24 protein-coding genes are annotated in these 25,179 nt (G+C 73.1%); 17 read left to right on the plus strand and 7 right to left on the minus strand.

Annotated elements, in window-relative coordinates; all coding sequences use genetic code 11:
* The first annotated feature begins 1 nt into the window (after nucleotide 1).
* The gene (locus tag O7628_RS26905) at nucleotides 2-1,255 is read left to right on the plus strand and encodes an RNA polymerase sigma factor (RefSeq protein WP_278134782.1); all 1,254 of its coding nucleotides are present in this window, start codon (nucleotides 2-4) and stop codon (nucleotides 1,253-1,255) included.
* A 171-nt stretch (nucleotides 1,256-1,426) separates the two neighbouring features.
* Entirely contained in the window at nucleotides 1,427-2,383 is a 957-nt protein-coding gene (locus tag O7628_RS26910) for a DUF559 domain-containing protein (RefSeq protein ID WP_278134783.1), read from the plus strand.
* Nucleotides 2,384-2,420: 37 nt separating this feature from the next.
* On the opposite strand, the gene O7628_RS26915 is transcribed toward O7628_RS26910, so the two are convergent.
* Nucleotides 2,421-2,870, minus strand: a complete 450-nt coding sequence (locus O7628_RS26915; RefSeq protein ID WP_278134785.1) for a MarR family transcriptional regulator — start codon at nucleotides 2,868-2,870, stop codon at nucleotides 2,421-2,423.
* Nucleotides 2,871-3,030: 160 nt separating this feature from the next.
* Here O7628_RS26915 and O7628_RS26920 point away from each other — a divergent pair, with 160 nt between their 5' ends.
* Both O7628_RS26920 and O7628_RS26925 read left to right on the plus strand, forming a co-directional pair.
* On the plus strand, nucleotides 3,031-4,749 hold the full coding sequence (locus tag O7628_RS26920; RefSeq protein WP_256095718.1) for an ABC transporter ATP-binding protein: 1,719 nt from the start codon (nucleotides 3,031-3,033) through the stop codon (nucleotides 4,747-4,749).
* Nucleotides 4,750-4,940: 191 nt separating this feature from the next.
* Nucleotides 4,941-7,649 carry a hypothetical protein gene (locus tag O7628_RS26925; protein WP_278134787.1) on the plus strand — a complete coding sequence of 903 codons (2,709 nt, stop codon included), beginning with the start codon at nucleotides 4,941-4,943 and terminating at the stop codon, nucleotides 7,647-7,649.
* 7 nt (nucleotides 7,650-7,656) lie between these two features.
* Here O7628_RS26925 and O7628_RS26930 read toward each other — a convergent pair whose 3' ends face one another.
* The 3 genes from O7628_RS26930 to O7628_RS26940 are packed head-to-tail and all read right to left on the minus strand — an operon-like array spanning nucleotide 7,657 to nucleotide 8,890.
* On the minus strand, nucleotides 7,657-8,220 hold the full coding sequence (locus tag O7628_RS26930; RefSeq protein WP_278134790.1) for a GNAT family N-acetyltransferase: 564 nt from the start codon (nucleotides 8,218-8,220) through the stop codon (nucleotides 7,657-7,659).
* Between the two features lie 59 nt (nucleotides 8,221-8,279).
* Nucleotides 8,280-8,594 carry a hypothetical protein gene (locus tag O7628_RS26935; RefSeq protein WP_278134792.1) on the minus strand — a complete coding sequence of 105 codons (315 nt, stop codon included), beginning with the start codon at nucleotides 8,592-8,594 and terminating at the stop codon, nucleotides 8,280-8,282.
* A gap of 2 nt (nucleotides 8,595-8,596) precedes the next feature.
* Nucleotides 8,597-8,890 (minus strand): cell division protein DivIVA, encoded by a 294-nt coding sequence (locus O7628_RS26940; RefSeq protein ID WP_278134794.1) that lies wholly within the window; start codon nucleotides 8,888-8,890, stop codon nucleotides 8,597-8,599.
* 225 nt (nucleotides 8,891-9,115) lie between these two features.
* Between O7628_RS26940 and O7628_RS26945 the strand changes: the two genes are divergently transcribed.
* The 3 genes from O7628_RS26945 to O7628_RS26955 all read left to right on the plus strand — a co-directional run bounded on the left by O7628_RS26945 (nucleotide 9,116) and on the right by O7628_RS26955 (nucleotide 10,469).
* Nucleotides 9,116-9,355, plus strand: coding sequence for a winged helix-turn-helix domain-containing protein (locus O7628_RS26945; RefSeq protein WP_278134796.1), 240 nt, complete (start codon nucleotides 9,116-9,118; stop codon nucleotides 9,353-9,355).
* Nucleotides 9,356-9,445: 90 nt separating this feature from the next.
* Nucleotides 9,446-10,093, plus strand: a complete 648-nt coding sequence (locus O7628_RS26950; RefSeq protein WP_278134799.1) for a DUF433 domain-containing protein — start codon at nucleotides 9,446-9,448, stop codon at nucleotides 10,091-10,093.
* The gene (locus O7628_RS26955; RefSeq protein WP_278134801.1) at nucleotides 10,065-10,469 is read left to right on the plus strand and encodes a hypothetical protein; all 405 of its coding nucleotides are present in this window, start codon (nucleotides 10,065-10,067) and stop codon (nucleotides 10,467-10,469) included. Before O7628_RS26950 ends, O7628_RS26955 begins: the two co-directional genes overlap by 29 nt.
* 431 nt (nucleotides 10,470-10,900) lie before the next feature.
* On the opposite strand, the gene O7628_RS26960 is transcribed toward O7628_RS26955, so the two are convergent.
* Entirely contained in the window at nucleotides 10,901-11,326 is a 426-nt protein-coding gene (locus O7628_RS26960) for a hypothetical protein (protein WP_278134803.1), read from the minus strand.
* 170 nt (nucleotides 11,327-11,496) lie between these two features.
* Between O7628_RS26960 and O7628_RS26965 the strand changes: the two genes are divergently transcribed.
* Nucleotides 11,497-11,694: a hypothetical protein gene (locus O7628_RS26965; protein ID WP_278134805.1), complete on the plus strand. Its 198-nt coding sequence runs from the start codon at nucleotides 11,497-11,499 to the stop codon at nucleotides 11,692-11,694.
* A 98-nt stretch (nucleotides 11,695-11,792) separates the two neighbouring features.
* Here O7628_RS26965 and O7628_RS26970 read toward each other — a convergent pair whose 3' ends face one another.
* On the minus strand, nucleotides 11,793-14,519 hold the full coding sequence (locus O7628_RS26970; protein ID WP_278134807.1) for a hypothetical protein: 2,727 nt from the start codon (nucleotides 14,517-14,519) through the stop codon (nucleotides 11,793-11,795).
* Nucleotides 14,520-14,627: 108 nt separating this feature from the next.
* On the minus strand, nucleotides 14,628-16,109 hold the full coding sequence (locus O7628_RS26975; RefSeq protein ID WP_347405220.1) for a S8 family serine peptidase: 1,482 nt from the start codon (nucleotides 16,107-16,109) through the stop codon (nucleotides 14,628-14,630).
* Nucleotides 16,110-16,449: 340 nt separating this feature from the next.
* Between O7628_RS26975 and O7628_RS26980 the strand changes: the two genes are divergently transcribed.
* From O7628_RS26980 to O7628_RS27020, 9 genes are all read left to right on the plus strand, one after another.
* A complete protein-coding gene (locus O7628_RS26980; RefSeq protein ID WP_278134812.1) occupies nucleotides 16,450-16,791 on the plus strand; it encodes a DUF4286 family protein in 342 nt (113 codons plus the stop codon).
* Nucleotides 16,791-18,065, plus strand: a complete 1,275-nt coding sequence (locus O7628_RS26985) for a sedoheptulose 7-phosphate cyclase (RefSeq protein ID WP_278134814.1) — start codon at nucleotides 16,791-16,793, stop codon at nucleotides 18,063-18,065. Before O7628_RS26980 ends, O7628_RS26985 begins: the two co-directional genes overlap by 1 nt.
* Nucleotides 18,062-19,177, plus strand: a complete 1,116-nt coding sequence (locus O7628_RS26990) for a sugar phosphate nucleotidyltransferase (protein ID WP_278134816.1) — start codon at nucleotides 18,062-18,064, stop codon at nucleotides 19,175-19,177. Before O7628_RS26985 ends, O7628_RS26990 begins: the two co-directional genes overlap by 4 nt.
* Complete coding sequence (locus O7628_RS26995; RefSeq protein ID WP_278134818.1) at nucleotides 19,174-20,241, plus strand: ROK family protein; 1,068 nt, start codon at nucleotides 19,174-19,176, stop codon at nucleotides 20,239-20,241. Before O7628_RS26990 ends, O7628_RS26995 begins: the two co-directional genes overlap by 4 nt.
* On the plus strand, nucleotides 20,219-21,115 hold the full coding sequence (locus O7628_RS27000; RefSeq protein ID WP_278134820.1) for a sugar nucleotide-binding protein: 897 nt from the start codon (nucleotides 20,219-20,221) through the stop codon (nucleotides 21,113-21,115). The genes O7628_RS26995 and O7628_RS27000 overlap by 23 nt, the downstream gene beginning before the upstream one ends.
* 80 nt (nucleotides 21,116-21,195) lie before the next feature.
* Complete coding sequence (locus O7628_RS27005; RefSeq protein ID WP_278134822.1) at nucleotides 21,196-21,729, plus strand: NUDIX hydrolase; 534 nt, start codon at nucleotides 21,196-21,198, stop codon at nucleotides 21,727-21,729.
* Nucleotides 21,726-22,778, plus strand: a complete 1,053-nt coding sequence (locus O7628_RS27010; protein WP_278134824.1) for a VOC family protein — start codon at nucleotides 21,726-21,728, stop codon at nucleotides 22,776-22,778. The genes O7628_RS27005 and O7628_RS27010 overlap by 4 nt, the downstream gene beginning before the upstream one ends.
* Before the next feature lie 126 nt (nucleotides 22,779-22,904).
* A complete protein-coding gene (locus O7628_RS27015) occupies nucleotides 22,905-24,191 on the plus strand; it encodes a glycosyltransferase (RefSeq protein ID WP_278134827.1) in 1,287 nt (428 codons plus the stop codon).
* Nucleotides 24,188-25,162 carry a 2-oxoglutarate and iron-dependent oxygenase domain-containing protein gene (locus O7628_RS27020; protein ID WP_278134829.1) on the plus strand — a complete coding sequence of 325 codons (975 nt, stop codon included), beginning with the start codon at nucleotides 24,188-24,190 and terminating at the stop codon, nucleotides 25,160-25,162. Before O7628_RS27015 ends, O7628_RS27020 begins: the two co-directional genes overlap by 4 nt.
* Nucleotides 25,163-25,179: the final 17 nt, after the last annotated feature.

Raw genomic sequence — 25,179 nt, forward strand, 5'->3', positions numbered from 1 at the left:
CGTGCCCGGGCTCACCGGCGTCGACTCCACCGACGTCGAGCGTGCCTTCCGGGCCGGCCACGGTCGCGCCGTCGCGGTGCTGATCCGCCTCCTCGGCGACATCGACCTCGCCGAGGAGGCGGTCCAGGAGGCGTACGTCGAGGCGGTGCGGCGCTGGCCGGTCGACGGCCCGCCGCCCAGCCCGGACGGCTGGATCATCACCACCGCGCGCAACCGGGCCGTCGACCGGCTCCGCCGGGAGGCGACGCGGGAGCGGCGGCACGCCGAGGCGGCCCTGCTGTACGCCCCCGCCGAACCGCCCGAGGAGGGGCCCGTGCGCGACGACCGGCTCCGGCTCCTCTTCACCTGCTGCCACCCGGCGCTCGCCCCGGCCGCGCGGGTCGCGCTGACCCTGCGGCTGCTCGGCGGGCTGAGCACCGCCGAGATCGCCCGCGCCTTCCTGGTGCCCGAGGCCACCATGGCCCAGCGCCTGGTCCGGGCCAAGGCCAAGATCCGTGACGCCGGCATCCCGTACCGCATCCCCCGCGACGCGGACCTGCCCGACCGGCTCCGCGCGGTGCTCGCCGTGGTCTACCTGATCTTCACCGAGGGGCACACCGCCAGCGCCGGAGAGCACCTCGTCCGCGACGACCTGTGCGCCGAGGCGATCCGGCTCGGCCGGCTGCTGGTCGAGCTGATGCCCGACGAGCCCGAGACGCTCGGCCTGCTCGCCCTGATGCTGCTCACCGAGTCCCGCCGCCCCGCCCGCACGTCCCCCGACGGCGAACTGGTCCCGCTGGCGGAGCAGGACCGCAGCCGCTGGGACCACGCCCTCGTCGCCGAGGGGCACGCCCTCGTGCGCCACTGCCTGCGCCGCGCCCGCCCCGGCCCCTACCAGATCCAGGCCGCGATCGCCGCCGTGCACGGCGACGCGCGCAGCGCCGCCGACACCGACTGGGCCCAGATCCTCCAGTTGTACGACCACCTCGCCGCCCTCGCGCCCAGCCCCGTCGTCGCCCTGCACCGGGCGGTGGCCCTCGCGGAGGTACGCGGCCCCGCCGAGGCGCTGGCCGCCGTCGACGAGCTGGGCGGCGCAGCCCCGCCGCTGCTCCGTTACCACGTCTACCACGTCGTCCGCGCCGACCTGCTGCGCCGCCTGGACCGAGTAGGGGAGGCCCGAGAGGCGTACGAGGCGGCAATCGCCCAGACCGCCAACACCCGCGAACGCGCCCACCTCGCCCGCCGCCTGGCGGCGCTCGCACCCATTGACCCCTGATCGTCTGCTGGTGACCGGCGCGACACGCCGGGTGGGGTGCCGGTGTGCGACAGACGATCTTCCTAGCAGATCGCGAGGCCCCGTGGGGCGTCGTCCACAGTGGGGCGCGCTGTCCACAGATCGGCGGCGCGGGGTGGCGGGCGCGGGGCGGGGTGGGCCACGGTCGGCTGTGTGAACGCTGAGCTGAACGAGCTGTTGCGTCGGCACGATGGGCTGCTGACCTGGGACCTCGCCGTCCAGGTGGTTCCGGAGTGGACCCTGCGGCGGGAACGTGGGGCGGGGAGGCTGCTGCGGGTGCTGCCCGGTGTGTACGTCGATTCACGGCTGACGCGCCCGGCTGTCGCACCCGCGCCCGGCGCGCCGTTCGCCGTGCTCCCGCCGGAGCTGCGGCACCGCGCCGCCGTGGCGTACGCCCAGGGGCGGGGCGCGCTCGGCGGACCCACCGCGCTGCACGCCTGGGGCGTGCGCCGGCAACCCGACGACGAGCCCGTGCACCTCGACGTGCCGGCCCGATCGGGGCTCCGTTCCCGGCCGCCGCACCTGGTGCTGCACCACCGGCACGGCTTCCGCCCCGAGCCGCCGCAGGCGGTGACCCGCCGGGGCCTGCCCGTCGTCCGGCTGGACCGGGCACTGGTCGACGCCTGGCCGCTGCTGCCGGCCGTGGACCGCACCGCCCCGCTGATCCGCGCCGTCAACGACGGCCTGACCACCCCGGCGCGCGTCGGGGAGGCGCTCGCGGAGGCGCCCCGGCTGGCCCGCCGCGCCGAGCTGCGCGTGCTGCTGGACCGACTGTCCGCCGGCTGCCGCAGCCCGTTGGAGGTGTGGGGACACGACCACGTCTTCACCGGGGCGCAGATGCCCCGGCTGCGCCGGCAGTTCCGGGTACGGATCGAGGGGCGCACCATGTACCTCGACGTCTACGCCGAGCGGGAACGGGTCGACTTCGAGCTCGACGGGGCGACCGCGCACGGTGACCCCCGGCAGCGGGAGATCGACCTGCGCCGCGACGCGTTGCTGGCGACCCGGGGCATCCTCGTGGTGCGCTTCGCCCACCGCAGGCTGGTGCGCGAGCCGGACCGGGTACGTGCCGAGGTGCTGGCCATCCTCGCCAGCCGCCGGGCGGAATGACGGGCCGCTGGGCTGCGGGGCTAACGGGCGTTGGCGGTCAGTCGCGCAGGGTCCGCAGGATGCGGGCCAGGTGGGCCCGGTCGGTCGGGTCGAGCCCGCCGAAGAGGCGCTCGGCCTCGGCGTGCCGGGCGGCGTGGATCGCCGCGCCGACGCGTACCCCCTCGTCGGTGAGGGTGACCAGGACGGCCCGCCGGTCGGCCGGGTCGGGGCGACGGGCGACCAGGCCGCGCTCCTGGAGGCCGTCGACGACCTCGGTGGCGGAGCGCGGCGCGATGCGCAGGTGGTCGGCGAGCGCGCTGAGCCGCAGCGCGCCGTGCCGGGTGAGGATGCCCAGCGCCCGCGCCTGCCCGGGGTTGACCTGCCACGGTTCGAGGGTCTGCCGGGACAGCTGGCGCAGCCGGCGGGCGACGGCCCAGAAGCCCTCGGCCAGGCCCTCCTCGTCGGGACCCGCCGCGGTGGCGGGGCTCACCGGGATGTCGGCGCTCACCGGAATACGGTAGCAGAGAATGCTGTTGCTCCCTCATGATGAGGTAACCTCAGCATTGTTCCCGACGAAGGGCGGTCCCTTGGACGCACCCACCACCCACCGCGAGGGCCGGGGCGGCCCCCGCACCGTCAGCCCCGCCGAGAAGGCCCAGGCCCGCCAGGTGCCGCTGCGCCGGGTCGGCCGGCTCTTCGCCCCGTACCGCTGGCAGCTCGCCACCGTCACCGCGATCATCGTGGTCTCCTCGATCGTCGCCATGGCCTCGCCGTTCCTGCTGCGCGCCGTGATCGACCGGGCCCTGCCCGAGCGCGACCTGACGTTGCTGGCCCGGCTGGTCCTCGGCATGGTCGCCGTCGCCGTCGTGACCGCCGCCCTCGGCGTGGTCCAGACGTGGCTCTCCACCCGCGTCGGCCAGCAGGTCATGCACCGGCTGCGCACCGACGTCTTCGCCCACCTGCACCGGCAGTCCATCGCGTTCTTCACCCGCACCCGCACCGGCGAGGTGCAGTCGCGGATCACCAACGACATCGGCGGCATGCAGACGGTGGTCACCTCGACCGCCACCTCGATCGCGTCGAACCTCACCACGGTCGTCGCCACCGCCGTGGCCATGGTGGCGCTGTCCTGGCGGCTGTCGCTGATCTCCCTGGTCGTGCTGCCGCCGTCGATCTGGCTCACCCGCCGGGTCGCCCGGATGCGGCGGGAGATCACCGCCCAGCGGCAGCGCGAGCTGGCCGACCTCAACGTCACCATCGAGGAGGGGCTGTCGATCAGCGGCGTGCAGCTCAGCAAGACCCTCGGCGCGGGCGGCGCGCTCGTCGACCGGTTCGCCGCCTCCTCGGCCCGCCTCGTCGACCTGGAACTGCGCTCCGACCTCGCCGGCCGCTGGCGGATGGCCTCGATGAGCGTCATCTTCGCCGCCATCCCCGCGTTCATCTACCTCGGCGCGGGCCTGCCCGGGGCCGCCGGCACGCTCAGCATCGGCACGCTGGTCGCGTTCACCGCCCTCCAGGGCGGGCTGTTCCGGCCGCTGATGGGCCTGCTCGACGTGGGCGTCTCGGTCACCGCGTCGATGGCGCTGTTCGCCCGGATCTTCGAGTATCTCGACCTGCCCGTCGAGGTCGACGACCCCGCCGACCCGGTCGACGTCGACCCGCGCCGGGTGCGCGGCCACGTGCGGTTCGAGGACGTCACCTTCACCTACCCGGGCAGCGACACCGCCGCCCTCGCCGGGGTCACCCTCGACGTGCCGGCCGGCACCGGCCTCGCCGTCGTCGGGCACACCGGCTCCGGCAAGAGCACCCTCGCCGCCCTGGTCAGCCGCCTGCACGATCCCACCGCCGGCCGGGTCACCATCGACGGCGTCGACCTGCGCGAGATGCGGCTGACCGACCTGGCGGCCGTCGTGGGCGTGGTCAGCCAGGAGACCTACCTGCTGCACACCACCGTGCGGGAGAACCTGCGGTACGCCCGACCCGACGCCACCGACGCCGAGATCGAGGACGCGGCCCGCGCCGCGCAGATCCACGATCTCATCGCCGCCCTCCCCGACGGGTACGACACCATGGTCGGCTCGCGCGGGCACCGGTTCTCCGGCGGGGAGAAGCAGCGCCTCGCCATCGCCCGCACCCTGCTGCGCGACCCCCGGGTGCTGATCCTCGACGAGGCCACCAGCGCGCTGGACACCGAGACGGAGCGCGCGGTGCAGCGGGCGTTCGACGAGCTGGCCCGGGGACGCACGACGATCACGATCGCCCACCGGCTGTCCACCGTGCGCGACGCCGACCAGATCGCCGTGCTCGACCACGGCCGCATCGTCGAGTCCGGCACCCACACCACCCTGCTCGACCGCGCGGGCCGCTACGCCGCTCTCGCCACCTGATCCCGCCCGGGATCGGAAAGTCGACAGTTGCGGCGGCAGGCTCCGCCGTCGTGGCGGGGGCCTCGATCGCCGCCTACCATCGAGCGACCGGTTTCACTGTGCGTCGTGCGGCACGACGGGGTGCTCCTTTCCGGCGGGGCGGCGGGACCGACGATCGCGCGGATTCTTCGGCGGGTTCGAGACGGGGGAGAATGGCCGACGAGAGGGTGCCCGAGCAGGGCCGGCGGGCGTACGCCGAGTTCCACCGGCTGGTGGAGCTGATCGAGTCGATGGTGCTGCGGCCCGCGCGGCGCGGCTGGCGGCTTCCGCTGCTGTGCCTGGTCTCCCGGCCCGGCACGCCGTCGCCGCTGGCCATGCTGGCGCACGTGTTCGCTGGCGAGGAGCGGCGGGTGCCGCACGTCCGCCTCGACGCCACCGGCCGGGACGTGCGCGCCCTGCTGCACGAGGCGTACACGGGGCTCGTCGCCGGGAACTTCGGCGGCGCCGACCGGCTGGCGTTCCGCCACTACGCGCTGGCCGACGGGCTCATGCAGGTGGACCTGACCGGCGTGGCCACGAACCGGCGTCGCCGGGAGCTGACCCGGCAACTGCGTGAGCGGATCTCGCAGCGGGCGGCCGCCGGCGGGCAGCAGGCCCCGCCGGACCCGGGCGGCTGGCTCGGGGTGCTGCTGTGGTTCGTCCTGCGCGTGCTGCCCGGCGTGTCGTTCTGGCTGCTGACCAACGGGTGGCTGCTCGGGGCGGGGCGTCGGTTCCGCTGGTTCCTGCGCCAGCAGTACCTCGCCCCCGAGCTCGCGGCCGGCGACTTCGTCGCCTTCGCCAGCCGGCTCACCGTCCCGTCGCGGGAGACCGAGGACCAGGAGCAGATCGACCTGCTGCTGGTGCACGCGTTCCTCCAGGACCTGCGCGTGGAACACCGTCGCCGGCCGTGGCGGCTGCGGCCGTGGCGGCGCACCGCCTGCCCGGTCCTCCTGCTCGACGGCCTCGCCCCGGGCAACGGCGGGTACGCCCTGGTCAGGCTCATCAACGCGGTGCGCGACGAGACGGGCCGCTCGGATCCCCTGCTGGTCATCGCGAACGGCCACGACGTGCCGCCGGACGGGCTGTCGCCCACCGACCCGGCCGTCGCGGGCCAGCTCGTGCCGCTCGACGGGGTGGAGGGGGCGTACCGGGCGTGGCGCAGCGGCCTCCCCCGGGCCCGGCGGGCGCGGGAGGACAACGCCTGGTACCTCCAGGTGGAGGTCCCTGCGGCCGACCTCACCCCGTTCCGCAACCGGCTGTCGCGGATCGTGCCGCCCCGCCCGCCGTGGCTGGCCCGCCCGGTCGCCCTCGTGGCGCTGGTCGCGGTCGTGCTGACCACGTTCGGCGTGTGGCAGATCCCCGGGCAGGCGCAGCGGTGGCGGGCCGACTGCGAGTGGCCGCCGTCGGCCCGGGGCGCAGGGCTGGTGCACACGGCGGTCCGCGACGGCCAGTGCATCGGCTACAGCGACCACGGGCGGCAGCTCTTCAGCCGCGACGAGTCCCTGCTCGCCGTGCAGCGGCAGATCTTCGACCAGAACCGGGAGGTGGAGGCGGCGTGGGCCGTCCGCCGGGACCGGCCCCGGGTCACCCTGGTCTACTTCGGGTCGCTGACCAAGCCCGACGCGCTGCCCGGCGAGGAGACCTTCGCCGGGGAGCGGGAGGAGTTGCAGGGCATGGCGGCGGCGCAGCGCCGCGCGTACCTGGAGGCCAACGACGACCGGGCCAACCCGTACCTGCGGATCGTGGTCGCCAACGCGGGCCAGGAGATGCGGTACGCCGGCGACGTGGTGCGGATGCTCGCCGACCTGGCCCGCGACGAGCCGACGGTGCTCGGCGTGGTCGGGCTGGTGGAGAGCCGCAAGGCGGTGCAGGACGCGATCAAGGCGCTGGGCGACCTCAACCTGCCCGTCCTCGCGCCGACCCTGTCGGCCGACCGGATCGCCGACGCCTCCAGCCGCTACCTCCAGATCTCCGCGCCGAACATCGACGAGGCGACCCTCGTGCACGACCACGTCACCGAGGTGCTGAAGAAGAAGCGGATCTTCAACTTCTACACGTACGGCAACGTCGACCCGGACGTGGGCGCGCGCGAGGACCTGTACGTCAACACGCTGCGCGACGGGCTGCGGTCCCGCTTCGGCGGCGACGCCTACCAGGAGACGTACTGGCGGCAGGGGGTCGACCTCACCCCGGTCTGCGCCGACCGCTTCGGCGACGGCGTGGTCTTCTTCGGCGGGCGCTACACCGAGTTCGGCGCGTTCGCCGCCCGGCTGGCCGAGAACTGCAGCGGCCGGGTGCCGCTGCTCATCGGCGACGACTCGGTCAACCGCTACCTGGCGAACACCGCCGCCCGCCGGCCCGCGCCGGACAACCTGCCCTTGGCGTACGTGGTCAAGGGCGAACTGGCCTACTGCCACCGGATCCTCGGGGCGACCGACATCGAGCGCAAGCTCTTCCTCACCGACGTGCGGACGGTGCTGTCGCTGTGCCAGTCCAACTCGCACATCGGGGAGCGGGTCGGGTTGGCCTACGACGCGACCCGGCTGCACCTGCGGGCGGTGCGCACCATCGCCGGCAACCTCTCGGCCCCCGCCGGCCGCGAGTGGAACCCCCGGGAGGTCACCCCCACGACGGTGTACGTCGCCATCCGCGACGTCGCCGACCCCGCCTACCAGGGGGTGACCGGGCTGATCCGGTTCGACGCCAACGGCATCGCCGTCGGCAAGCGGCTCACGCTGCTCTGCGTGCCCGACATCCGCAAGGCGTTCGACTCGCCGTCGGACGTGCCGCGGGAGATCGACCGGCACCCGATCGACCCGGCGGAGAACAAGCTGTACGGCACCCCGCCCCCCGACCGCCGGGCGTGCACCACGCAGGGCTGAACGGCGGCTACCGCCGCTCCCACTGCTCCTTGGTGATCTCGTACCGTACGCCGCCGTGCTCGGCGCCTTCGATCGTCGCCATGTCGTCGGGGACGGGGGCGGTCTCCGTGAGCGTCATGCCGAGCTTCTCCATGACGTTGCGCGAGGCGCGGTTCACGGTCATCGTCTCCGCCCAGACCGTGCGCACACCGAGCTCCGTGAACGCCTTGCCCAGCAGGGCCCGTGAGCCCTCGGTGGCATAGCCGTTGCCCCAGGCCGCCCGCCGCAGGCGGTAGCCGAGCTCGACCTCGTCCAGCGGGCCCTGCGGCTCGGGACGCAGGATGAACCAGCCGACGAACGCGCCACCGGCCTTCTCGTGCGCGGCGAACAGCCCGAGGTTGCCGCCCCACTTCGCGTAGCCGGCGAGGATGTTCGGCAGGTAGCGCTCGCGGACGATCTCCGGCGGGGTCGGCTCCCCGCCGCTCAGGTAGCGCATCACCTCCGGGTCGCTGTCCAGCTCGATCAGCAGGTCCGCGTCGTCGGCGGTGAAGTGGCGCAGCGCCAGCCGCTCGGTGTCCAGATAGGTGTCCACGCGCTGATCGTGCCCGAGGCGCGGCGGGCAGCCCAACGGGTTTTCCCGACGCCGCCCCCTCACCTCCGCCGCCCGGAAACCCGGCCGACTCCCGAGGGGGTCGACGCGGACCGCTGCGCGGGTCGTGACGGCGGGCGACGCGGGACGGCCGCCGCCGGGGCCGCAGGCCGGAGCCCGGCGAACTGGACGTAGATCTCGCGCTTGGCGGTGGCCAGGCCGCGCTGGTCGAGGACGTAGCCGGCGAGCCAGATCCAGCCGTGGTAGGTCGGCAGGTCGGGCACCGACACGACGCGGAAGGTGACGGCCCGGTCCCCGGCGAACTGCACCGAGGCCCGGCCGTCGACGGTCAGCAGGTCACCGGGGGCCGGGCGCACCGCTACCAGCGCCCCCGGTTGGGCCGGGCGTCGTCCGGCGGGACGCACTCCCGGGCGTGCATGACCTGCCAGTCGCGCAGCGCCCGTTTCAGCCGGTCGTTCTCCTGGGTCAGCAGCCGTACGTCCTCGTGCAACCCGGCCAGCTCGTCGGCCAGCCGGGTCTGGAACTCGCGCACCTGGTCGGCGTCGACGCCCCGCCGACGCGGGTCGAACACCCAGGTACGCACCTCGTGCGGGGTCAGCCGGTCGGGCCGGCCCGTGCCGTAGAGCCGGCCGCCTCGATACACGTGGGCCACGACGATCCTTTCCGGGGCAGACGGGAGCGTGGAGCGTGCGTGCGTGCGGTGGGTCGGGGCGGCCGGCTCTACGGCACGGGCCGGCCCGACCGGGGGATGAGCCGACCCCGTTGCCATGCGAGGAGGAGCTCGCGACAAACATAACTAGGGAACACAGGAAAGTCAAAGCACGTTGTTCAGGCATTCGAGGTGTGATCGAATTCGGGGTGCCACGCGAGGAGCGACATGCCCGAATCAGCCGAATACCTCCGCATCGCCGACGACGTCATCGCTGATGTCAGGTCGGGGAAGCTGGAGCCTGGCGACCGCCTGCCGTCGGTCGCCGAGACCCGTGTGAACTACGGAGTCAGCTACGGGACCGTGCAGTTGGCCTACGTCCGGCTTGAGGCGCTGCGCGTTATCCGTCGCCATCAGGGCAAGGGCGTCTTCGTTACCGACCCGAAGACCTGGATGCGGGAGCCCTGATCGCGACACGGGGTAGCGGTTCATCAACGGATCGTGTAAACCGTCTAGTGCGATGCGATGCTGGGGTCTGTGCGACGAAGGGGGGCGCAGTTGATCGACAAGCTTCAGGACGCGCTTCTCACGCCGGCTGACACTGCCCGCTACCTGGGCATACCCCGTAGCACCATGTACTCGTGGCTGGCAGAAAAGGCGGCCGGAGCGCCATTGGTGCACACGGTTCCGCCCGCCAAGCGCGGATGGCCCTCGGTGCCGTTCGTTGCTGTGATCGAGGCGTACGTCCTGCGGTCCCTCCGGGAGTTGAAGCTCGGGAAGGACAAAATCAGGGACGCGGCAGCCGAGATTCGCAATGTCTTCGGCAACCCCTACGGCCTGGCGGACCGAAGGATCGCCACGGATGGCATCGACGTGTTCATTCACTACATGGACACCGATGAGCTTGCGCGTGCCGGAGACCGGCAGATGCCCATCCGCGAAGTGATCTCCGACTACCTGAACTACATCGTCTGGGAACCCTCCGACGCATATCCCGCCCGGCTGCGGTTGCGTCAGTATCCCGACACCGCCCAGGTGGTCATCGATCCTCGGTTCGGCTGGGGTGCCCCTGTCGTCGCACGCACCAAGGCCCCAGTCGAGGCGGTTGTGGGGATGTGGCGTGCTGGTGAGTCGTCCGAAACTGTTGCTGACGAGTACGGGCTGACCGTTGACGAGGTTGAAGCCGTCGTTCGCGTCGCCGCCTGAGTTCTTTGTCGATCGTTGCCTGGGCAAGGGCACGCCTCGGACGTTGATCGAGGCGAGCTGGACCCTGCACATGGTGAGCGATGTCTTTCCTGCTGATGGCCAGTTCACCGGTGACGACGAGTGGATCGAGTATGGCCTGAAGCGGGGCTGGACGATGCTGACTCAGGACAAGCGCATCCGCAACCAACTTCCGGTCCTCAATCGTCTGGTCGCCTCGGGCCTCACCATCCACTGCCTGAGCAGCGCCGAGTTGACACCAGCGAAGCGCGCCGAGCGTTTTGAGCGTCACCGCGACAGGATCTGGCGATACGGTGCGGAAGGTCCGCCTGGGTTCTACGTCGTCTACGAGGACTCCGTAGTCAGACGTTGGCCGTAGGCGTCGAACCGTCGACCAAGTTGGACCTTACGTGTCCACCTGTTCAACCTACAAAGCGGAAGCGACGGATCTGCGGGCGATTGTGGCCCGGCTGGTGATGAACCAGCGATGAGGAAATGACGGATATCTGACGCTACGGCCGGATCGGTGTCCACTGCGTAGTCGATACCCTGTCCTGAGCGCTCCGCTGATCGCGCGACGTGGCCGCGGGCGTACCCGACGGAGGATCAGCTCAGTCACGATCTGCAGCAGTTCGAAGTTTTACGACGGCACACCGGTCGACCAGTTCGCCCAGGCCGTCGCGCTGCTGCGCACGACGAGCACAGCCGGTCGGCGGTCTTCTCGACCTGGCAGCCGCAGGAGGACCTCGGCGGACGTTCTCAGGGCGACCGTCCCCTCGGCGGTGGTCCTCAAGTACGGGCTGCGTGCCCTCACCTGGCGCAAGGTGGCCCAGCGGGCCCGGCCCTACTGTGCGGCGGCGACAGCATCCGCAGGTGCCACACCGCGACCGCCATCGGTCCGGCGGCCCCCGTCTCGTCGCCGTCGTGCTGGCTCGCGCCGTACGACCAGACGAGCAGCAGGGCCAGCGCGTAGCCGGTGTCGGGGTGCGCGTACCGCAGGTCGAGCCAGGAGCGGGAACGGGCCGGGAGCAGGAAGACCCGGCCGTCCCGGCGGGCCCGCGCCAGGCTCTCGGCCAGGTGCGGCAGATCCCGTTCGGGCGCGTCGGGGGCCACCCGCCAGCTGATGCCGTACGCGGCGCACAGCGCGGCCGTCGCCGACAGCACCGCGCGGCACTCGTCGTGACCGAGGCGACGCGGGCGGCCCGGCAGCCGGATTCCGCCCGTGGCGCGTCGCATGGCCCAAAGCCTGCCATGCGCTCCGTCGCCCTTCAAACACAGACAGGGGTAGATCATGTCGGCGCCGTTCGCTTGACTGGGGCTGCGCATGCTGGAGGTAGCGATTCGCCTACAGGCCGCTAATCGGGCCCGTGGTCGCCCGATGGACGGAGGCTGACGTGCGTTGGCTCATGATCCTCATCATCGTGTTGGTAGCTGTGGCAGCCGTCTGGCTGTGGCGTCGTTCCCGGCGGGCATCGATCGACGCCTCCGGCCGGATTCTTGATCAGCAGGCGTCGACCGAAGCCCGGAGAAGGCTTGACGAGCATCGCAACCGAAGTGACGGCAGCGGCACCGGCAGTGGTGGGGTCGGCGGCTGGAGCCTGTGACCGGGGCGGCGGTCGTTCCGTCACCGTTCACGCATCGACAGGGTGGGTCAGGGCCGCCGGACCGGCATCGTTCGCCGGCCCGGCGATCCGCCGACGCCTCACGTGCAGGGGCGCGCCCCCAGGTAGGTGCTGCCGTCGCCGGTGCCGCCCTCCGGGTCTAGGGCGTAGACGTGGAGTTGGGTGCCCGGCGTGCACCCGGACAGCGTGAACCGGAACCCGTGCACCCCGCCGATGCCGAAGTACGCGTTCACGTCCGGCCGGTTGGTCGCGGTCGGGAAGTCGCCCAGGTGGGTTCCCACGCCCGCCGGGCCGCCCCGGTAGACGGCGACCGCCGAAGAGGTCCCCGGCTGGTCGGTGTCGACGGCCCAGCCTTCCACCGTGGAGCCGGTGAGCAGCTCGAAGTTGCCGCGCGGGGGCGAGGTCCAGCGGAACACCCGGGTGTCGCCCGCGTTGAACGGCAGGTTCGCCAGCTGCGCGCAGGTGCGGCACAGCTCGACGTCGCTGGGGTACAGGGCCGTCTCGTACACCCGGGGCATGGCCTGCGGCAGCCGGACGGTCCTCGTGCCGGTGGTGCCGGCGTGCACCATCAGGGTGTTGCCGGCGGCCTCCACGACGTCGCCGGCCGGCGCGAAATGGTGCACGCCCGCGTCCTCGCTGATCCGGCGCAGCGCGGCCAGGGGCAGCTTGGGCGCGGCGGCGTACACCGACGTCCAGCTTCCGCCCGCGACGGGGACGGACTTGCGGGCCAGGGAGACCCCGCCCGCCTGGTACGTGCCCAGCGTCGTCGCGCCCGCGTCGGTGACGGTGAACCACGGGGTCAGCGGGTACGCCGGCCCGCCGCTCTGCCCGACGAACGAATAGTTCTGCCCCAGGTTGGGGGTGCCGGTGCCCTTGGCGACCGTGATGCCGGTGAGCGCGGCCATCGAGGCGGTGGAGGCGGCCTGGTCGCCCTGCACGTATCCGGCGGCGTACAGCGAGAGCACGGTGCGGCCGGGCGTCTTCAGCCTGGTGTCGATCGCCGAGCGCACCGTCGGGGAGACCGCGTAGGCGTTGGGCAGGACCGCGAGCTTGACGGCGCTCAGGTCGAGGGTGCCCTTGGCCAGGTCACTGAGCAGGTAGTGCCGCACGGGCGTGCCCAGCCGGGTCAGGTCGTCCATCAGATTGGAGAGCTGGTCGCTGGCGAAGGCGTACGAGTTCTCCCCGGCGGGGGTCAGGGCGGGCTGGTAGTTGGCCGACACGTCGTCGACGAACACCGCGACCTGCGGCTGGTAGGCGTTCGCCCCGCCGTGCTGGATCTTGTCGGCCGCCCGGAACACCGACTGGAGGTTCGCCCACAGGGTCTCCGAGTCGGCGGCGCGCGCCGGGTCGCCGAACCAGCCGACGCCCTGTAGGTCGAGGAAGTGGATGGCCCGGCCGCCGATCGCGGCGGTGGTCAGGTTGCGGCGCAGCAGGCGGATGCTGTCCCACAGGTTCGTGGCGGTCTGGAACGGGATCGGCTGGCAGTTCGCCGGCGCGCAGGCCAACAGGGTGCGCGTGTCGTCCTCGTCCAGCCACAGCTTGTTGGCCAGCCGCATGGTGTCCGGCGGCCCCTGCTGGACGAAGCCATTGCCGAGGCTGCGGCTGTCGCCGTACGAGTAGGGCACGCCGATGATGTCCACTGACGGGCTGTCGACAAGCGTCGCCAGGTCGGTGCTCCCGCTCATGCCCAGCTCGGTGCGCAGGCCGTAGAGGTAGCCGTAGAAGACGGCGGTGAGGACGCGGTTGCCGGTCACCTGCTTGGCCTTGGCCAGCAGGCGGGTGATGGCCGCGACGTTGCGCGACGACATGTACTGGTTGTACTTGGCGGCCCGCAGCGAGTTGATGTCGGCGGGGTCCAGCACGGTGCCGCGCGACGCCCCAGAGGCCGGCGGCGACTGGCCGGGGACGGCGTTGTTGCGTTCGGTGGGGGTGGCCGACCGGCAGCCCGGGACCAGGCTCGCCGGCAGCGCGCTCCAGGCGCAGAAGCCGGCCTCGGCGCTGGCGGAGTAGTCGTCCAGGTAGAACGAGTGCCGCCCGCGCGGGCCGGGCCGGGTGCCCGCGTCGTTGGTCCAGGGGTAGAGCTGGCAGACCCGCACGCCGTCCGGGCCGGTGGCGCAGAGGCTCGGGCTGCCCCAGTCCAGCATCCTGTTGGCGGTGTCGTCGTAGCCGTAGGGCCGGTAGAACCACTCGCCGCCGTTCTCGTAGGCGATCAGCACCGACATGACCCGCCCGGGATACTGGGCGTCCATCCGCGTCAGCACCCGGGTGATCTGCTGCTCCTGGTAGGCCAGCCACGCCTCGCTGAACGTCCACGGGTGGCCCGCGCCGTTCGTGTCGTCGCGGACGTTGCCCTGGAGGTCCTTCATCCGCATGGGCTCGGCGCCGGGCGGCGCGTCCTGGAGGTACATGCGGACCATCAGGTACGGCCGGGGGTTGAGCTGGTTGAGCCGGCCCGCCAGCTGGTCGATGAACGCGTCGCTGGTGTTGTTGAGGTGCACCTGGAGCATGGGCGCGACGTTCATCTCCGGCGCGGCCGTGTTCGCCGCGGCCAGCTGGGCCTGATAGTTGAAGTACGACCAGTTGTTCTGCCCGATCGGGGCGCTCTGCGTGTTGAGCGCCATGAAGAACGGCGTGGTCGTCCGGCAGCCGCCGCCCTGGTCGCAGAGCTGGATCACCTTGCGGCCGTTGCGGTTGACGATCGTCGACTGCGGCCCGGACCAGCCGTCGGCGTGGGCGGACGCGGTGGGCAGGACGGGGGTGAACGGCAGCACGATGAGCGCGGCCAGAACGGCGAGCAGTCGTCTCATGCGTCCTCCCGACGCGGTGCGGGGCAGATGGGGACGGGCGGGGACGGGCGGGGCGCGGCCACGGGACCGGGTCGCGCCCCGCCCGTCGGCAGGTGGGGCGGGCGACGGTCAGGGGAGCAGGTATCCCTGCGGCCCCTCGACGATCTGCCCCTCGCAGTTCGCGTCCGGCGAGTCGAAGTGCTCCCCGCTGCCGCGCACGAGGCAGCGGTAGAGGGGCTGGCTGGCGGTCGCCGACGGCGAGTCGTAGGCGTAGCCGATCACCCCGAGGAAGGTCTGCCCCTCGCAGTTGGCGGCCGCGGAGGTGAACCTGTCGTTGCCCACCCGGCACTGGTAGAGGGCGTGCGTGCCGGCGACGGCGCTGGTGTGCACCTTGCCGAGCGGGCCCTCGGCCTGGTAGCTGCCGCCGGGGTGGGTGGTGGAGCTGACGTGGTCGCCGGCCCCGTAGTACCGGGTCAGCGTGGCGGTGCCGGGGGACGGCGGCGCGGAGCCGGTGTAGAGCAGGCGGTTCGGCGAGCCCGTGCCCGGGTTGGTGATCTTGCCGGGGGTCGAGGCGTCGAAGAGGGCGCTGGCGACCTGGGCCGGGGTCAGGCCGGGGTTGCCGGCGAGGACCAGCGCGGCGGCGCCCGCGACGTGCGGGGTGGCCATCGAGGTCCCGCTGAGCGTGGCGGTGGCGGTGTCGCTGCCGTTGGACGCCGAGACGATGCCGTCGCCGGGGGCGAAGATGTCGGTGCAGGTGCCCCAGTTCGAGAACGACGCGCGGGCGTCGGTCGTGGTGCTGGCGTTGACGGTGATCGCCTCGGCGACCCGGGCGGGGGAGTAGTTGCACGCGTCGAGGTTGCTGTTGCCGGAGGCGATGGCGTAGACGATGCCGTCGGCGATCGAGTTGCGCACGGCGTCCTCGAGGGCGCCCTGCGCGCCGCTGGCGCCGAGGCTCATGTTGGCCACGGCCGGCACGCCGGCGGCGTGGTGGCCGGTCACCCAGTCGACGCCTGCGGTGACGCCGGCCAGGGTGCCGCTGCCGCCGCAGTTGAGCACCTTGACCGCGACCAGCGAGACGCCCTTGGCGATGCCGTACTGGGCGCCGCCGATGGTGCCCGCGACGTGGGTGCCGTGGCCGTTGGTGGAGCAGTCCGAGTCGAGGCCGTCGCCGGTGGTGTTGGTGCCCCAGGTGGCCCTGCCGCCGAAGGTGGTGTGGGTGGTCCGGATGCCGGTGTCGATCACGTACGCGCGCACGGTGGACGCCGTCGTCGGATACGAGTAACTCGCGTCCAGCGGCAGGTCGCGCTGGTCGATCCGGTCCAGGCCCCAGGACGGCGGGCTGGGCTGGGTGTCCAGCGCCCGCACGGCGCGGTTCTGCTGGACGTACGACACGCCGGACTCGGCCGCCAGGCGGCGGGCCGCGGCGCGGCTCATCGTGCCGGCGAAACCGCGCAGCGCGTGCGCGTAGGTGTGTTCCACCCCGACGTCGTACTTCGCGGCCAGCCGTCCGGTCAGGGCGGCGATGTCCGCGCGGCTGTCGCCGGCGGCCCGGTCGTCGAACACGACGAGGTAACTGCCGTCGATGGCGCCCGGATCTCCGGTTCCCCGCACCTCGCCCGCAGCATTTGCTGGAGATGCGATTCCCATTGCCAGGATGGTTGTCATTGCCGTGAACACGGCGAGCCCGGCCACATTCGGTCGGCGCACTCGGAAATGATCCATGGTCGTGCATGATTCAGCAACAATAGCTGCGTGTCAATATTTTAGAATGGCTTTGCTGGTCAGGTGTATGTGGCCGGCGTCGACGGGTGCCGGCTAGATCCTTTTTGGTGGAGCATTGCCGGGTGCGGACCGATCGGTTATGGTCCTTGTCTGCATATCATGGATATTGCTGTCGATCCCGGCGATCCAGGCCACGTAACCGCCATCCCTGTCATAGTTGGAGTAATGCGTGATGGCCGTGAACAATCGTCACCTGCTGCTGATCCACACCAGTCCGTTCCACGGTTGTGAGAACGAGTTCAATCACTGGTACGACCGTGTTCATCTCGCCGAGGTTCTCGCCGTCCCCGGTTTCGTCGGGGCGCAGCGTTTCATCCTCCCGCAGACCCCTGGCGAACGCCGGCGGTACGTCGCGATCTACGAGCTCGAATCCGACGACATCGCGGCCACCATGGAGCGGTTCGAGAAGGCACGACCAACGATGTCGACCACGCCGGCCCTCGACCCGGCCAGCGTCACCGTCGAGCTGCTGACCGCAGTGACCCCGATGGTGACACCAGGGCAACCGTAGTGACGACGGAGGACGGACTCATCGAATCGACGACACCGGTATCCGAAGGGCAGTCCGGCAACGGGCTGTCGACCCTGGACCACGACGAGAACCCGAGCTGGCGGGTCGACGCCTCGCAGGCGGTGAGCTACGAGGTGCGCCTGTGTCGGGGGCTGCTCGACCCGGCCTCCGACCTGATGGTGACCGCCGCGAGCGCGGACGGCGGCCCCGGCCGCCGCCGCCTCGTCGTGCTGGACTCCCAGGTGGACGTCCTGTTCGGCGAACGCATCAGGGCCTACCTGGAGGCCCACCGGGTGACCTACGAGCTGTGCGTCATCGAGGCCGACGAGCGCCGCAAGACGATGGCGTCGGTGTTCCGCGTGGTGTCGGCCATGGACGCGTTCGGCGTGGCCCGACGCCGCGAACCCGTCATCGCCGTGGGCGGGGGAGTGCTCACCGACATCGTCGGGCTCGCCGCCAGCCTCTACCGCCGCTCGACGCCGTACGTGCGGGTGCCGACCACCCTGATCGGCATGGTGGACGCGGGGATCGGCTCGAAGACCGGCGTGAACTTCAGCGACCACAAGAACCGGCTCGGCACGTACCACCCCTCCGCGACCACGCTGATCGACCCGGGCTTCCTGGCCACGCTGCCCGCGCGGCACCTGCGCAACGGGCTCGCCGAGGTGCTCAAGATGGCGCTGATCAAGGACCGCCGCCTGTTCGAGCTCCTCGCCGTCCACGGCGCCCGCATCGTCGCCGAGCGGATGCAGCCCGCCGACAGCGCCGACGGCGGCGCGGCGGCGCTGGCCGTGATCCGCCTCGCGATCGGCGGCATGCTCCAGGAGTTGCAGCCGAACCTCTGGGAACACCAGCTCGAACGGGTCGTCGACTACGGCCACTCGTTCTCGCCGGTGATCGAGATGCGGGCGCTTCCCGAGCTGCTGCACGGCGAGGCCGTCGCCGTGGACATGGCGCTGTCGCTCGTGCTCGCCCACCACCGCGGCCTGCTCTCCCCCGAGGAGCTGACCCGCGCGCGCCGGGTCCTGGGCGAGCTCGGCCTGCCGACCTGGCATCCGGTCTGTTCCACCGAGCTGCTCACCGAGGCGCTGGCCGACACCGTGCGCCACCGCGACGGCCGGCAGCTCATCCCCCTCACGGCCGGCATCGGCCAGGCCCGCTTCGTCGACGACGTGACCCCCGCGGAGCTGACCGCGGCCCTGGCCGGCCTGGAGCCGAACTGGACGTCGATGGCGGCGGCCCCGTCCGCGCCGACGCAGGGGAGCCACGGATGAACGGCGTGCGCGCGGTGCTGCTGGCCGGCGGCCGGGGGGAGCGGATGGGCCCGTTGGGCGCCGGCCGCCTCAAGCCGCTGATCCCGTTCGGCGGGACGAGCCGGCTGATCGACTTCAGCCTGCGCAACGCCTGCGACTCCGGCCTCGACGAGGTGCTGCTGCTGTCGCAGTACGAGGAACGCATGCTGATGGACGACCTGCACCGGGTCTGGAACCGCACACCGGGGTTCCGCGCCCACTTCGGGCCCTACGACGAGGCGTACCGCCGCGCCGCGCCCGGCACCCTCCCGGCCGCCCTGCCGGAACGGACCTGGCCCGCCGAGCGGGGCACCGCGGACGCCCTGATCAGCAAGGAACGCTGGGTCTTCGGCGGCGCGCCCCGCGACATCCTGGTGCTGCACGCCGACCACGTGTACCGCTTCGACTACCGGGGCATGCTGCGTGAGCACCGGGCGTCGAAGGCCGCGCTGACGGTCGCGTACCAGCGGATCGAACGCCGCTTCGTGCGCCTGTTCGGCATGGTCGAGTTCGACGACGCCGGCCACCTCACCGCGTTCGTCGAGAAGCCCGCCGAGCCCACGAGCGACCTGGTGTTCGCGGCGTTCTGCCTGTTCGACGCCCAGATCCTGCGCCGCTACCTGGAGCAGCTCGCCGGCACCGCCTGGCAGCACGACATCAGCCGCGACGTGATCCCCGCCATGCTGGCCGGCGGGGAGCTCATCCGCGGCCACCGGGTGCCGGGCTACTGGGAGGACATCGGCACCGTCGACCGCTACCACCTGGCGCACCGCTCGCTGCTGGCGCGGCCGCCGTCGATCCCCCTCGCCGACCTGCCCGCCACCGTGCGGCCGGAGGTCGCGCGGCGGATGGTCGACGAGGCGCCGGGGATCCGTCGCTCGCTCGTCCCGGCCGACCTGGTCAACCAAGGCGAGATCACGCACAGCGTCGTCTACCCCGGCGCCCGCGTGGGCGCGGGCGCGGTGGTGCACGACAGCGTGCTGCTGCCGGGGGCGACGGTGGCGGCCGGGGCCCGGATCGACGGGGCGATCGTCCTGGAGGACGGCGCCGTCGCGCAGTGCGCCGCCGATTCCGCCGCCGAGGCCCACCGATGACCGACCGGGGCGGCCTGTTCGTCGTCGCCGACATCGGCGGGACGACCCTGCGAATCGGGCACGTGACGGCGGGCGACCCCGTCGTACGGGGGGTGCGCCGCGTCGCGACCGACGGGTTGGCCCGCTATCCCGACGCCCCCGTGGCCGAGCTCCAGCAGCGGGTGCTGGGTCAGCTCGCCACGGAACTCGCCGCGTACCTCGTCAGGTCCGAGGCCGCCGGGAGCCGGGCGGTGGGCCTGTCGTTCGCCGGGCCGACCACCGCCGACGGCGTCGCCCTCGCCGCCCCGACCATCTGGGGCGAGGGCGGCGGGTCGGTGGCGCTGAACGCCCACCTCGGCGCGCGGCTCGGGCTCCCGGTGCTGACCGTCAACGACATCACCGCCGCGGCGTGGCGCTACGCCCGCGCCGAGGACGACGCCTTCTGCCTGTTCACCGTCAGCTCGGGCGTCGGCAGCAAGGTCTTCCGCCGGGGCGAGGTGCTCATCGACGACGCCGGCTTCGGCGGCGAACTCGGCCACTGGCGGGTCGACTGGAGCGGCACCGCCCCGCCGTGCGACTGCGGCGGTCGCGGACACCTCGGCGGCATCGCCTCCGGCCGCGGCATCCTGCGGGCCGTGCGGGTCGCCGCCCGGCAGCGGCCGGGTGAGTTCGCCGGCTCGGCGCTGGCCGCGTCGTCGGCGGGCCGCCCGGAGGGCATCACGAACGAGGCCGTCGCCGGGGCCGTGCGGCGCGGGGACAGCTTCGCCGTCGACGTCCTGCGCGCCGCGCTCCGGCCGCTCGCGCTGGCGGTGGCGAGCGTCTTCTCCTCGATCGGCATCCGCCGGTACATCTTCATCGGCGGCTTCGCGGTCGCCGTGGGGCAGCCGTTCGTGGACATCCTCGGCGACGAACTCACCGAACTGGGCTGTTTCGGCCTGACCCCGCCCCAGGTGCGCGCGATGCTCATGCTGGGCGCGGCCGACGACGACCACAGCCTGATCGGTGTCGGCCGGATGCTCGCCGCGGCCGGCGCGGATCCCCGACTCGCAGCGGAGGCCGCGCATGCGTACGTTGATCGTTGGTAGTGGATTCGTCGGCAGGGCGGTGGCCGACCGGCTCGCCCGCGCGGGCGAGCGACCCGTCCTCGCGTCCCGACGCCCGCCGCAGCACGCGGCGGCCCCGTGGACCCCGCTCGACGTCACGGACCCGGCCTCCTGCGCCCGCGTGTTCGCCGACACGGCGGCCGAGCAGGTCGTGCTGGTCCACGGGCCGTCCGACGTGACCTGGTGCGACCGGCACCCGGACGAGGCGATGGCCGGCCACCGGACGGCGGCCCGCAACATGCTCGCCGCCGCCGGTGACCGCCGGGTGGTGCTCATCTCGACCGACAACGTCTTCGACGGCAGCCGGCCCGACTGCGCCGAGTCGACGCCGACGGCCCCGCCGAACGCCTACGGCCGCGCCAAGCTCGCCGCCGAACAGGTGTTCGCCGGGCACGCCGCCGCCACCGTGCTGCGGGTCAGCCTCGTCTACGGCTGGGAGCCGGCGGACAGCGCCAAGTGGCTCAACTTCTTCGCGGCCTGCGCGCACCGCCTGCTCGCCGGGGAACCGGTGGCCGTCCCCCACGACCAGTGGACCACCCCGGTGCTGGTCGACGACGTCGCCGCGGTGACGGCCGCCGTGCTGGCCGCCCGCGACCTCCCGCTGCTGCACCTCGGCGGACCGGACCGGATCTCGCGCGCCGACTGGGCGCTGCTCATCGCGGCGGAGCTCGGCGTCGACCCGGGGCTCGTCGTCGCCGAGCCGCGCGCCGCCGGACGCTACGCGGGGCGGCCGGAGAACACCTGCCTGACCAGCACCCTGCTGTCCCGGACCCCCGCCACCGCCGGCGTGACCGTCCGGGGCGTCCGCGAGGCCGCCCGGCTCCTGGTCGCCGACGGCGTGTGGGCGGCCCGGTGAGCGCCCCGGACGGCCCGGTGGGCGCCACGGGTGGCCCGGTGGGTGCCGCGGGTGGCCCGGTGGGTGCCGCGGGTGGCCCGGTGACCCGCCGGATCACCGGCCGCACCGTCTACCGCAACGCCTGGATGACCGTGCGCGAGGACGCCGTGGAACGCCCCGACGGCTCCCGCGGCGTCTACGGCGTCGTCGACAAGCCGGACTTCGCCCTCGTCGTCCCGGCCGAGCCGGACGGGTTCCACCTCGTCGAGCAGTACCGCTACCCGGTGGGCGGTCGGTACTGGGAGTTCCCGCAGGGCTCCTGGCCCGAACCGGCCGGCGGGCGCAGCGCCGAGGAGCTCGCGGCCGCCGAACTGCGCGAGGAGACCGGCCTGACCGCCGGCAGCATGCGCCGCCTCGGCCGCGTCCACGTGGCGTACGGCTACGCCAGCCAGGGCTGCCACATCTTCCTCGCCACCGACCTGGTCGCCGGGCCGCCCGCGCGGGAGGCCAGCGAGAGCGACCTGGTGCACCGGTTCGTGACCCACGCCGAGCTGCGGCAGCTCGTCGCCGACGGCAGCTTCACCGACGCCGTCTCGCTGGCGGCGCTCACCCTGCTCGACGGGAGATACCGATGACCGGCCCCGGCATACCCGGCGCGCAGCGCGTCGACCACGTGGCGCTCACGGTCGCCGACCTCGACGCGGCCACCGCGTTCGCCGTCGACGTCCTCGGCGGCGAGGTCGTGTACCGCCTGCCGCCGTTGGCCCGCAGCGACGACTGGATGAGCGAGCACCTCGACGTGCCGCCCCGGGCCACGGCGGAGATCGCGCTGATCCGCCTCGGCCCCACCACCAACCTCGAACTCTTCCAGTACGCCGTCGCCGGGCAGGCCACCACGCCGCCGCGCCGGCACGACCCCGGCCACCAGCACCTCGGCTTCCTCGTGGCCGACGTCGCCGAGGCCGCCGCCGCCGTGCACCGGCTCAGCGGGCTCACCCCGCAGGGCCCCGTCCCGGCCGCCGGGGGGCGGTCACCGCTCGCCGGGGCGTGCCGGGCCCGCTTCCGTACGCCGTGGGGGCTGGCGTTCGAGCTGCGGTCGCCGCCGCCCGGGGCCCCCGACCCGGCGGCCCGGCACCGCCCGGACGGGCCCTGGACCAACCGCGACGGCGCTCCGCCCGGTCCGCCGCCGATCACGGGGCTGCGCGGGGTGGACCACATCGGCTACACCGTCGCCGACCTGGACGAGGCGCTCGCCGTGTTCGCCGACGTGCTCGGCGGAGAGCTGCTGCACCGGGCCGCCGAGACCGACCCCGACGGCCCGGTGGAGGTCGCCACCCTGCGCATGGGCCCCACCGACAACGTGGAGCTGCGGACCTTCGCCGGCACCGACCGGGCGGTCCCGCCGCCGCGCAACTGCGACGTCGGCGGCCGGCACCTCGCCGTCCACGTCCGCGACGTCGACGCCGCCGCGCGTCACCTCGCGGCCCGTCCCGGGTTCACCGTCCTGGGCGCGCCCGAGACCATCGACGACGGGCCGATCGCCGGCGACCGGTGGGTCTACGTGCGCAGCCCGATCGGCCTGCACGTCGAGGTCGTCCGGATGCCCGACGGCGCGCTGCCCTACGAGCGGACCACCGCGGCACGGCGGGCCCCGGCCGGCGTCCTGAGCTGGACGGACCGGTGACCCGCGCCGCCGGCGTCGACGCCGCGCGCCCCCGCCACGGCACCGGCGTCGGCTGCCCGCCCGGTCCCGCCATCCGGGCGGCCCGATGACCGGCCCGACCTTCGGCCACTACCCGGGGAGTTGACGATGTCCCTCGTCCAACCGTCGCATCCGCAGACCCTCGCGTCGGCCGTCGCCGACAGCCTGGTCGTCGCCGCCGACCCGCAGGCGCCCGAGTCCAGCATCTTCTACTGGGAACGCGGACGCCCCTACACCCGGGCCGTGGTGGACGCGGTGCGCGACGTCGACGACGCCGAGGTCCGCCGGCTGGCCGAGGCCCTGCTCGCCGACACCCGCAACCCCCGGGCGTACGCCGCCCTGCACCGGGCCCTGACCGCGCTGGCCGCCGCGCCGCCGTCGGACAAGGTGGCCGCGCTGTTCGCCCACGGCTGGCGGGCCGAGTCCAACTGCCGCCTCGGCAGCCACCTCGGCGCGCTGTACGGCACCCGGCCGGTGCGGCGCTGGGCGTCCTTCGAGGAGCTGCGCACCCTCCCGCCGGGGCCCCCGCCGGGCGACCCGGCACGCGCCCAGATCCTCGTCGTCGTCCCGTTCCGGGACCGCACGCCCGACCGGACCCGGCTGCGTAACCTGCTCGCCTGCCTCGCCTCGCTGCGCGACCAGTCCGCGCCGCGCGACGAGTACCGGGTCCTCGTCGTCGAGGCCGACACCGAGCCGCGCTCGCAGCAGGTGATCGAGGCGTACGCCGACGACTACCTGTGGGTGCACAAGGACGGCCTGTTCAACAAGTCGTGGGCGGTCAACGTCGGCGTCGTCAACGCCCCGTGCGACCCCGAGGTGGTGTGCATCCTCGACGCGGACGTGCTGGCCGATCGGGACTTCGTCGCCCGCAACGCACGCCGGTTCAACCGCCCCGGCACGATGGGCCACCTCAGCTACCGCGACATGTGGTGCCTCGACGCCGAGTCCACCGCCTACGCCATCGAGCAGCGGCTGGCCCAGGGCAGCGCCCAGGTCGACCCGGACCGGCTGCGGGCCTTCGTGCTGCGCCGCCCGCCCGGCTGCTGCGTCTGGGTGCGCAAGTCGGCGTTCCTGCGTATCGACGGCATGGACGAACGGTTCGAGGGCTGGGGCGGCGAGGACAACGACTTCAGCTACCGGATGGACACCAACTCGGCGTTCGACTCCTACGACGACCCGCTGCTGCACATGTACCACCCGTCGTCGGCGCTGCTGCGCGCCGACGGCGAACTCATCAACGCCCACATCCCCGCGCTGACCTGGCGGGCCGAGACGCCGATCGGCGACCCGAAGCGCTTCGTCGACGGCCCCGCGCCCGCCTCCTACGACGGCGAGGTGCGACTCGCGACCCAGGTCATGACCGGCATCACCGAACGAGAGGCGAGCAGCGCATGACAACCGCAATCCCCACCCTCGACCTGACGCGCTGGCGGTCGGCGGACCCGGACGAGCGAGCCCGGACGTCGGCCGAGCTGGACGCCGCGCTCCGGCAGACCGGCATGTTCCTCCTCGCCGGCCACGGCGTGCCGGCCGACCTGACCGCGCGGATGCGCGCCGTCGGGCACGCGTTCATGCGGCTGGCCCCCGAGCAGAAGCGCCGCTACGCGGTCAGCCGCCCGTACGACAACGGGTGGCGGGGCCTGGGCGCGTTGCAGGCCAGCGCGGTGGACGGCATGGTCAGCGCCCCCGACCTGCACGAGGCGTACCACATGGGCCCCCAGCACCGGACCGGGGACGCGAGGTTCGACTGGCTCTACTACCCGGACAACAAGTGGCCGACGGAGCTGCCGGAGCTGCGCGAGGTCGCCACCGAGTACACCGGCCACCTCAACCGGCTCGCGCTGGATGTCCTGGAGGTCCTCGCCGTCACCCTCGGCGTCCCGGCCGACCACTTCACCTCCCGCTCCCAGCGGGCGACGTGGACGCAGAACGTCAACTGGTACCCGCCGCTGTCGGCGGTGGGGCGGCTGGAGGAGGGCCAGATGCGGGTCGGGCCGCACTCCGACTTCGGCACGATCACCTTCCTCGACCGGCAGCAGGGCGTCGGCGGGCTGGAGGCGTGGAACGCCGAGGACGGCTGGTTCAAGCCGCCGTTCGTGCCCGGCACGCTGGTGGTGAACCTGGGCGACATGATGAACCTCTGGACCGACGGCCGGTGGCGGGCGCTGCGCCACCGCGTCCTGGCGCCCCCGGCCAGCGACCCCGACGAGGAACTGGTGTCGCTGGTCTTCTTCTTCGAGGCGGATCCGGACGCCGAGGTGCGCCCGCTCGCCCCGCCCGCCGGTGGCGGCGCGGGCATGGCGCCGGTAGTCGCCGGCGAGTCGATCCTGGAGAAGGTGGGGGTCACCCTCACCCTCGCCGACTGACGCGCCCCGCACGGCCG

Origin of the sequence: Micromonospora sp. WMMD956 (assembly GCF_029626125.1) — a bacterium.
Lineage (GTDB): Bacteria > Actinomycetota > Actinomycetes > Mycobacteriales > Micromonosporaceae > Micromonospora > Micromonospora carbonacea.